General features: G+C 71.7%; 9 protein-coding genes. 1 reads left to right on the top strand and 8 read right to left on the bottom strand.

Annotation, left to right across the window (positions count from 1 at the left end; all coding sequences use genetic code 11):
* The coding region (locus ACFFIC_RS27635; protein WP_377056517.1) for a hypothetical protein at positions 1-252 on the top strand (252 nt) is incomplete at its 5' end.
* Positions 253-391: 139 nt separating this feature from the next.
* Here ACFFIC_RS27635 and ACFFIC_RS27640 read toward each other — a convergent pair.
* From ACFFIC_RS27640 to ACFFIC_RS27675, 8 genes are all read right to left on the bottom strand, one after another.
* Positions 392-2,851 carry a helicase-related protein gene (locus ACFFIC_RS27640; protein WP_377056519.1) on the bottom strand — a complete coding sequence of 820 codons (2,460 nt, stop codon included), beginning with the start codon at positions 2,849-2,851 and terminating at the stop codon, positions 392-394.
* 63 nt (positions 2,852-2,914) lie between these two features.
* On the bottom strand, positions 2,915-3,184 hold the full coding sequence (locus ACFFIC_RS27645) for a hypothetical protein (RefSeq protein WP_377056521.1): 270 nt from the start codon (positions 3,182-3,184) through the stop codon (positions 2,915-2,917).
* Positions 3,185-3,216: 32 nt separating this feature from the next.
* Positions 3,217-4,236, bottom strand: coding sequence for a TIGR03885 family FMN-dependent LLM class oxidoreductase (locus ACFFIC_RS27650; protein WP_377056523.1), 1,020 nt, complete (start codon positions 4,234-4,236; stop codon positions 3,217-3,219).
* A gap of 581 nt (positions 4,237-4,817) precedes the next feature.
* Entirely contained in the window at positions 4,818-4,961 is a 144-nt protein-coding gene (locus tag ACFFIC_RS27655; RefSeq protein ID WP_377056525.1) for a hypothetical protein, read from the bottom strand.
* Positions 4,962-5,792: 831 nt separating this feature from the next.
* Positions 5,793-6,314, bottom strand: a complete 522-nt coding sequence (locus tag ACFFIC_RS27660; protein ID WP_377056527.1) for a GNAT family N-acetyltransferase — start codon at positions 6,312-6,314, stop codon at positions 5,793-5,795.
* A 60-nt stretch (positions 6,315-6,374) separates the two neighbouring features.
* Positions 6,375-7,577, bottom strand: a complete 1,203-nt coding sequence (locus ACFFIC_RS27665) for an amidase (RefSeq protein ID WP_377056529.1) — start codon at positions 7,575-7,577, stop codon at positions 6,375-6,377.
* Positions 7,578-7,654: 77 nt separating this feature from the next.
* The gene (locus ACFFIC_RS27670; RefSeq protein ID WP_377056531.1) at positions 7,655-8,107 is read right to left on the bottom strand and encodes a DUF3429 domain-containing protein; all 453 of its coding nucleotides are present in this window, start codon (positions 8,105-8,107) and stop codon (positions 7,655-7,657) included.
* Between the two features lie 38 nt (positions 8,108-8,145).
* Positions 8,146-8,961, bottom strand: coding sequence for a GNAT family N-acetyltransferase (locus ACFFIC_RS27675; protein ID WP_377056533.1), 816 nt, complete (start codon positions 8,959-8,961; stop codon positions 8,146-8,148).
* Positions 8,962-9,073: the final 112 nt, after the last annotated feature.

The raw sequence follows: 9,073 nt of genomic DNA on the forward strand, positions 1-9,073 counted from the left end.
CACCACGTCAAAGCAAAATGCCCGCTTGACTTCCAAAAGACAGATTCTGTTTTGAAAGAACGAGTTCCGCCGGTGAAAAGCAACCAGCAGCCGCCTCGCAACTTCGCGAAGCAGGACCACCGCGTGCCCGATGCACCGAAATCAGGATCCGCTGCCAGACGGCACTTCGGTTCCCAAGCCAAGCAGCGACACCAGGGTGCCACCCACTTGTCCGGAAAGAACAACCACCCTGGCCCGGTATGCCCCATCTGACGCCTGCAAGGCGCCGACTTCAGGGGCTCCGTCCGGAGCGTTCCGAGGAGGCGGAGAATGTCCGCCTCGTCGGGGAGCGGGGAAATAGGCGCCTGCGCACATAAGGTCAAGCCATGATTTGCGCCCTTCGCCACATAAGTCACCTGGGCCGCGTCCGGCTGGTCGGGCGACCTCCGGAGCCTCTCGCTGGTGCCGCCCGCACCCCCTCCTCACGCCGCTTCCGCTGGTTGCCCGCAGCGCCGGCCCCACCCGCGACCGCACGCATCCGTCCCGAAGGGCTGGCCGCCAGCACCGCCTCGATCCACTCGTTCAGGCGGTGGCTTTCCTCCAGCGCTCCCTCCACATCCCGGTAGGTGTCCGGATAGCGCAGCGCCATCCAACGCCATGCCACGAGGCGCCGGTGCACCCGCTCGGCCAGTTGCAGCGTATCCTGGCCCGCGCGGTCGGGTGGCGGCAGCCGCCCCGCACGCGGCGGCGCCACCGTCGTCCCGAGGGCATGCTCCACCGCCCAGTCGGCCAGCCGCGCGATGCCGTCGTCCCGTTCGTCCACGGGGCAAAGGGCATAGCTCCACCGGTCCATGAGCGTGAGCTCCCGCACCCCATCCACCTCCGCGGCAATGGCCAGCTGCGTGGACAGATCGCCAAGCCTGTAGTTCGGGTCGTCACGGCGCAGCACGGCGCGCTCGATTCGTCGCAAGGTGCCGAACAGGCTCTCGGTTCCGATCTCGGCCGCCACCGCGGCGATGATCTCGGCATCCGGCGCCACGGGCGGGCGCAGATCGGTCGGTGGCTCCGGGGCGGCCTTCAGGGCGCGGGCGATCTCTTTGGGATCGCCGCCTCCCGCCAGCACCGCGACAACCCCCTCCGCGTGCTCCCCCCCGAAGCGCCCGGCGCGGCCGCCGATCTGCTTGATCTCCTGCACCGTAAGAGGGCGGTCCTGCTTCCCGTCGTATTTGGTCAGGGCGGAGAACACGACGCGCCGCAAGGGGCCGATGTTCAACCCCATGCCGATGGCATCGGTCGCCACCAGCACCTCCGCCTCCCCTTCCCGGAAGCGCCTGGCCTCGGCACGCCGCACGGTCGGGCCCAGCGCGCCGTAGACCACGGCCACGTTCCGCTCCCGCCGCTGCAGCTCGGCCCGGAGCGTGAACACCTCCCGGCGCGAGAAGGCGATCACGGCATCGCCCCGGCCAATGCCGGAAAGCGGAACGGCCTCCGGCGCCGCGCGGAGCGGCCCCATACGCTCCAGATGCACCTCCTCCAGAGGATCGCCGCAGAGGGCAGCGATGCGCCGCAGCATCGGCGCCGCGTCCGGCGCGCCCAGCAGGATCACCTGCCGCGCCGGCACACCCATGATGGCAGCCGTCCAGGCAGGCCCGCGCTCGGGGTCGGCCAGCATCTGCACCTCGTCGATCACGGCTAGATCGACAGGGTTCTGGAACGGGCACATCTCAACCGTTGCGGCCGTGTGGCGGCTTCCAGGAACCCGGAAGCGCTCCTCCCCGGTCAGGAGCGAGGTGGGTACGCCACGGGCCTGCAGGGCCTCCCGGTACTCATGGGCGAGCAGGCGCAGGGGGCCGAGCGCGATGCCGCTCTCCGCCTCGGCCAGCCGGCTCAGCCCGTAATAGGTCTTCCCCGAATTGGTGGGGCCGAGACAGGCAATGATCCGGCGGTTCAGGGCACGCGCCGTCGCGAAATGCGCGGCATAGCGGTCAAGCCCGGCGATGCGGGCCACCGCGGCGTTGCTGACCCGCCGCGTCCCCGCCTCGGCTTCGGCCGGTGCCGGCCGGCTGCCGGCCTCCGCCTTGCGCCAGGCCGGGACCTCGTCCCGAAGCGCCTCCAGGGCCGCGGGATCGAATTCCGCTTCCCGGAAGCTGCGTCCGCCCCTGCGCGCCTCCACCCTGCGCGCCACCGGCACCAGCCCCGCGCGGGTCCAGCGCTCGGCCTCCTCGCGCGTGCAGCCAAGCAGGCCGGGAACGGCATCGGCGGCGACCAGGGAGGTTTCCCAGATCCGGAGGCGGCGCTCCTCCTCGGCGCGGGTTTCGCGGGCGGCCCGCGCCGCGCCACGCCGCTCCTCCCGCCGCAGGCGCTCGGCCTCCGTTGCACGGCGGGCAAAGGCGGCGGCGTCCGGCTCGGCCATGCCGAAGGCCTCCGCGACCAGGCGCGCGCAGTGCCCGGCAGCCTCCAGGGGGGGCTCTCCGGAGGCGCCTCTGGGCAGGTTCTCCAAAGCCGCCACAAGGGCCACCTTGGGGGTGCTGTAGCCACCCAGGCGCGAGAGAACGGCGTCGCGCAGCGCGGCCAGCAGATCCGCCTCGCGGGGTTCGGGCTCCGCGATGCCGGCGACCGCCACGTCGAGATCGTCCGGGCGGGCCGGCAGTGCCTCGACCCGCTTGGCCAGGGCGACCAGCCGGTTGCGCCAGGAGGGGCGCCGGAGTTCGATCAACGCCCGGCGCAGCGCCTCGCCCGTCGCCGGCGGCTTCCCGCCGCCGGCCTTCAGGAGCAGGCGTGTCTCATGCGGCTGCATCGCCAGCCCGGCTGCCTGGGCGGCGGCGCGAACGGCTTCACCGGCTTCGTGGTCGGGGGGCTGGTCCTGGTCCATCTGGTCTCCTGCGGGGGTCGGGCGATCGAAACGGCCGCTTCCCGATTTTTCCGGCCGTGCGGTTCAGCGCACCCGTTCCGGGGCCTGGCCCTCCCAACGGCTGCGCCACTGTTCGAGCATCGCCCGGAACTGGTTCTTGCCAAGCTCCGCATCCGCCCTCGCCAACTCCTCCATGAAGACCATCCGCCCTGCCCCGTCCATCGCCTGCGGTGCCCGCTGCCCGGGCAGACCGCCGTGCACCCCCTCATCCCGGCCTGAGTGGAACAGGCAGATCCACAACGGCGCACGCCGTCGCAGGCAGGTGTTCAGGAACCAGGAGGTGCGGCCAATCACCTCCATAATCCATGATGGTTGCCGAAGTTCCCTCAGCCCTGGCGCCGCAACGCCGGAAGAACCTTGTCGCCAAAGGTCTCGATGAAGGCGCGCTGACCGGTGCCGACGTTGTGCAGATCGATGCTCTCGAAACCCAGTGCGGCGCATTCGCCCAGCCAATCCACGTATCTGGCGGGATCGGCTGAGATCATGACCGCCTCGTGCATATCCTCCGGCCGCACGAAGCGGGCTGCCGCCTCGAACTGGCGGGGTGAGCGGAGTTCCCAGTTCACGTCGCCGCCAAGCAGATTGAATCGCCATTGCTCATGCGCCTGGTGCAGCGCTTCGTCGGCGGTAGCGGCAAAGCAGAGATCGGCCTTGAGGTGGATCGGCTTTCCCTCGCCACCGCCACGGCGAAAGGCCTCGATTGTCCGCTTGAGCGTCGCGGGCCGTGCTCCGGCGGTCAGCAGCCCGTCTGCCCACCCACCGAGCCATTCCGCCGTCTCCTCGCTGGTGGCAGCACCGACCAGGCGCGTGGCCTGATCCGGACGCGACCAGATACGGGCGTCCACCACGCTCACCCGGCCGCGATGCGTCACGGTTTCTCCGGCCAGCAGCGCGCGCATGATCTGCGCCCCCTCCTTCAGCCTGGCGTTGCGCTCCGCTTTGTCGGGCCAGGGCTGGCCCGTCACGGCCTCGTTCATGGCCTGCCCACTTCCCAGGGCGACCCACGGCAGGCGCCCGGGAAACATCTGCCCGAGCGTGGCAATGGCTTGCGCAAGCACCGCGGGGCTGTAGCGCCAGCCGCCCGGCACGCTGATGGCGCCGAACTGCAGGTGCTTCGTCGCCTGCATCGCGGCGCCCAGCCACGCCCAGGCGAAGCCGGACTGGCCCTGCACCGGCGCCCAGGGCTGGAGATGATCGGAGGAGAAAGCCGCGTCGAACCCCGCGGCCTCGGCCTCCCCCACCCATGCAAGCAGGTCTCCGGGCGGAAACTGCTCATGGGAGATGTGATAACTGAAACGCGTCATGTCAGCCGACCTCATGCAACATGGCCAAAGAACCACCGCCATTTCCAGGATCGGGGCAGGCGGGCCGAGCCGGCGTGAGGATGCTCTCACGAAACCGCCAAACCTCGACCGCAGCCAGATCCCGGCGGTCCGGCCTCCGTCGTGCTTCGCCCGACAAACACGGCGCGGAAACCGGCGCACCACATCGCACCGGGCCCGGCTTGCTCCACGCCATCCCGGGCATAGGCGACCTCATGGCCTGTCCGGCATGGGCGCCCCGCCGGGAGCGAAGGCCCACGCTGCTTTTCCGGCTCAGACCTGATCACCCCTGGCGTGGTGGTGCGGCCTAGCTCGGGAATGGACCGGCGGACTTAACCTGTGCAAGCCGCGCTGCGCGGTGCGCCAGGGCTCGTGGAACCGTGATCGCCGAAAAGGCGGCTTCGCTCCGGCAGTTCGGATGGGTTCCGGTCGCGCGCGATCCTCGGATCGCTTCGCAGAACCGAGCAGCCCGACCGCATCGTCGTCCCTGCGGACACGACATCGCCCGCCGGGATCGCGATCCGGACCAACACCCGGACCACCCACGACTCCGACGCCCGAGCCATGCCCGCCAGCCGACACCAGCAGGCCGGCGGGCCGGTGGGCTAGGTGGCGAACACCGGCGCCGCCACGCCCTTGCCAACGGACGGCACCCCGGCCGTGACACTCCCGACGAGGATCATAACGGGCCTGCCAGAGTGCCATCCGGGCGCCTGGGCCACGAGGGCGTCCAGAGTGCCGCGCAGCATGGCGCCTTCCATGGCGGATAGCCACGCGGAGGGCGGCCGAGGTGCGGCGCGTGACAGACTTCATCGAAGGTCCCGGCCGCATTTTCGTGCTGCTCGTCATCGTGCTGATGTTCGTCCGCATCGTTCTGAACTGAGCCTCCCGCTCCGGCCACCCGCTGGCATGCAACACGGGAGGTGGCGGTTGTGGTCACTTCCGATTGGCTGGAGCGTGCTTGCCGACAACCACAGCCAGCAGTCCAGGCCACGCCGTCTTTCACCTCGATGCCTTGACCTGAGCCTGCCAGGCGAGCGGCCGTCCGGCGCCTCCGCCTTGCTCTGAGCGTGCCCCGCGTGCGCAGCGCCCACGGAGAAGCGGACAGAAATTGCCGGTCCGAGAGGACAACGAGGGCAGAGCCGCTTGCGCCGGCATGGCCTGACGCTCGCAAGGAGGCGTTCCCCAAATCTGTCACGGTCCGACAGCATCCGGGCGCCACAAGGCGGGCATGCAAAGGTTCTTCTTCGGCGCGACCAACGGTCACGGCCCGCGCCAGAATGGCACCGGCCTTGAGGTACCGACCGCCCGGGCGGCATGGCAGGAAGCCGTCGCAAGCCGATGGAGCACCGGGCGGGGCAGGCTGACGATCCGCTCCCCGGATATCGGCATCGATGTCCACGATGCCGGAGAGCACGCGGGTTTCGCGGCGGCTGCGCCGCGGGGCACGGTTTTTTCCGAAGAACCGCTTCCTCGCGGGAAGGCCAGGCCCAAAACGGCGGGGCCTCCGGGACTTCGCTTTCCCGGACCGGGGGTGCTTGCCCCTGGCCGGGCCTTTCCGGCCCGGGAATGCCCGCGTGTCAGGCCGGAAGCGTCCGGTCCCCCTCGCCCAGGGCCTTCTGCATGTAGACCACGTCCACCCAGCGCCCGAACTTCAGCCCCACCGCCCGCAGCAGCCCCGCCTGCTTGAAGCCCAGCGACAGGTGCAGCCCGATGGAGCCCACGTTCTCCGAGTCGCCGATCACCGCCACCATCTGCCGGAAGCCCGCCGCGGTCGCGCGGACCAGCAGCTCGGCCACCAGAGCCTTGCCCACGCCTTGTCCCCGCACGTCGTCCCGCACGTAGATCGAGTTCTCCGCCGTGTGGCGATAGGCCGAGCGCGGATGGAAATTGGCATAGTAGCCGTAGCCCAGCACCGTTCCCGCCTCGTCCTCCACCACCAGCCAGGCGAGGCCCGCGGCCTGAACGCGGGCCAGGCGGGCGGCCACCTCCTCCACCGGGGGCGGGGCCTCCTCGAAGGTGCCCGTGCCGTGCAGCACGTGGTGGGCATAGATCGCGGCGATGGCGGGGGCGTCTTCGGGCTTGGCGTCGCGGATGGGCATGCACCGATGCCTAGAGCAGATCGCCGGGGTGGGGAATCACCCCGGCGTGAAAATGACGCCTCAGGCCGGCAGCCCCAGCCGACCGGCCAGCGCCTCGGCCAGCGCCAGCAGCGCCCGGTCCCGCCCCGGCGCGGCCACAAGCGAGAGCCCGGCGGGGATGCCGCGCACCGTCCCGGCCGGCACCGAAACCTCCGGCAGCCCGGCCAGCCCGGCGATCGCCGTGACCCCGATCGTCGCCTCGCGCACCTGCTGCTGCTCCGCCAGGCTTGAGGTCAGCAGGGGCGGCAGCACCGCCGAGGTCGGGTAGGCCATCACCGCGCCGCCGCCCAGCAGGCCGAGGATGCGGCGGCGGAATCCCTGGCGGAAGGCACGCCCGGCCGCCCCAAGCCCGGGGGGCAGGTCGCGCGACATGGCGAAGCGCTCCCCGACGCCGGGTCCGAAGGCGGGGGTGGTCGCGGCGATCCAATCCCCCAGCGTGGCCCAGGCCTCCTCCGCCTGGGCGCGGCGATAGGCCTCGTAGAGCCCGGGCAGCGTCTCGGGCACGGGGCAGACCGGGATGCCCGGCCCAAGCAGCGCCTCCAGCGGCTCGACGGCCAGGCGCAGGGCGTCGGCGATTGCGGGATCGGCGTTGATCCAGGCCTCCTTCACCAGCAGCAACGGTCCGAGCGGTCCCTCCCCACCTTCTGGCAGCAGCGCCTCCCCGGCCAGGCGCAGCACGGAGGCGCGGCCGGCGAACCATCCGGCGGTGTCGTACGACGGCGCCAGCGCCCGCGCGCCCACCAGCGAGACCGCTCCCCAGCTCGGCCGGATGCCGAAGATCCCGCAATAGGAGGCTGGGATCCGCACCGAGCCGCCAGTGTCCGAGCCGAGCGCGATGTCCACCTCGCCCGATGCCACGGCAGACGCGCTGCCGCAGGAGGAACCGCCGGGAAAGCGGTCCGGCGCGCGCGGGTTGAGGGGAGTGCCATACCAGGCATTCTCCCCGGTCAGGCCAAAGGCGAGCTCGACGGTCTTGGTCTTGCCCAGGAAGCGGGCCCCGGCTTCCGCGAGGGTCAGCACGGCGCCCGCGGTCGCCTGCGGCACGGGATGGGTGCGCGCCCAGTCCGGGTTGCCATAGGTCGTGGGCACCCCGGCCACGTCGTAAAGGTCCTTGGCGGCGAAGGTCAGCCCGGACAGGGGACCATCCCCTGAGGCGAGCGCCGCGCGCGGGCCGGGCATGAAGCCGCTGTCGCGCTCCGCCTTGGACAATTCCTCGCCCGCCATGCCCGCTCCCCTCGCTGCTCGCCCGGATGCTGCGTCAGCGAAGACGCCCTGTCCAACCCGGGCGCGGGCGCGACGGTTCAGGCCAGCGCGGCGCCGAGAAGCAGGCAGGCCCCCGCGCCGAGGCTGAGCACCCAGCGCAGGCGCAGATAGGCCGCGGGAACCAGCCCGCGCCGGGCCGCCAGGGTTTCCACCGCCGCGGTGGCGGCAAGGATCGCCGCCAGCCCCACCAGCCCCCCGCGGAGAGGCACCAGCAGCGCCACCCAGGCCAGCAGCGCCGGCACCACCCCCAGCCCGAACCGCGCCCAGGCCACCCGCTCCTCCCCCGGCGCCGGGCGCAGCGCGAATCCCCAGTGAACCGCCCCCAGAAAGGCAGCGATCGTTGCCCCATAGGCCTGCAGCAGCAGGAGAAGCACCGGCCGCCCGTCCGGCAGGGCGCCGGCAAGGAGCGCGAGGCCGGCGAAGGGGATCAGTCCGGCCGGGCCGAGAATCCGGGCGGGGGCCGGCAGGGCCAGCGTCGAGGTGTCGGGCATGGTCGCCAGATCGTGCGCCTGGGCCCGCCGGCAAGCCCTCAGCCGGTGGCCTTGACCCAGGACAGGGGTTCCTGCGGAACGCGGGAGAGCGGCGCCTGGGGGCGCCCCGCCGCATCCCAGTTGCGGTCGTCCAGCCAGGCCGCGATGGCATCGCGCCGCGCCGGCCATTCATCGTCCAGGATGGAGAACTGGGCGGTGTCCCGCAGCCGCCCCTTGATGACCTTGATGGCCCGCAGCGTCCCCTCGTAGCGGAAGCCCAGCCGGGCCGCCGCCGCGCGGGACGGGGCATTCAGCGCGTGGCACTTCCATACCAGCCGGCGGTATCCCAGCTCGTCCATGGCGTGACGCATCAGCAGGAACATCGCCTCGGTCGCAGCCCGCGTCCGCTGCATCCGGGGGGAGAACCAGATGTTGCCGATCTCGATGGCCGAATCGGCAGGGGCGATCTCCATCAGCGTCAGCCAGCCATCGGCGGTGCCGGTCAGGCCCGGGCGAACGGCCCAGGCCAGGGGGTCGTGCTGGGCCGCGAAGGCCGCCACGTGGCGGCGCATGGCGGCCTCGTCCGCGAAGGGGCCATAGCCCATGTAAGCCCAGCCCGCCTCGGCGCCCGGCGCCTGGGTGGCGGCCCAAAGCTCCGCGGAATGATCGGCGTGCAGGGGCTCCAGCGTGACGCTGGCGCCGCGGTGCGGCACGCGTGCGGGCAGCGGGCGCGGGGTGGGATCGACTTCTGGCCCGAGCGGCGGGCCGGACGGGGAAGGAGGAGGCGGTGTTCCGGACATGGCTGCGATGCTGCCGGGAGCGGCCGTCCGGCTCAAGCCGCGCCGCTTGCCGCATTGCACAACCGGCGCGGCCATCCCATACGATCCTGCCATGCCGACCGCCGATGCCCCCGCCGCCCATGGCCGCCCCGCCCTGACCGCCTTCCTGTCCGAAAGGGTGCTCGACGTCCGCCACTGGACCGACCGC

This window comes from Muricoccus vinaceus, assembly GCF_042433125.1.
GTDB classification, from domain to species: Bacteria; Pseudomonadota; Alphaproteobacteria; order Acetobacterales; family Acetobacteraceae; genus Roseomonas; species Roseomonas vinacea.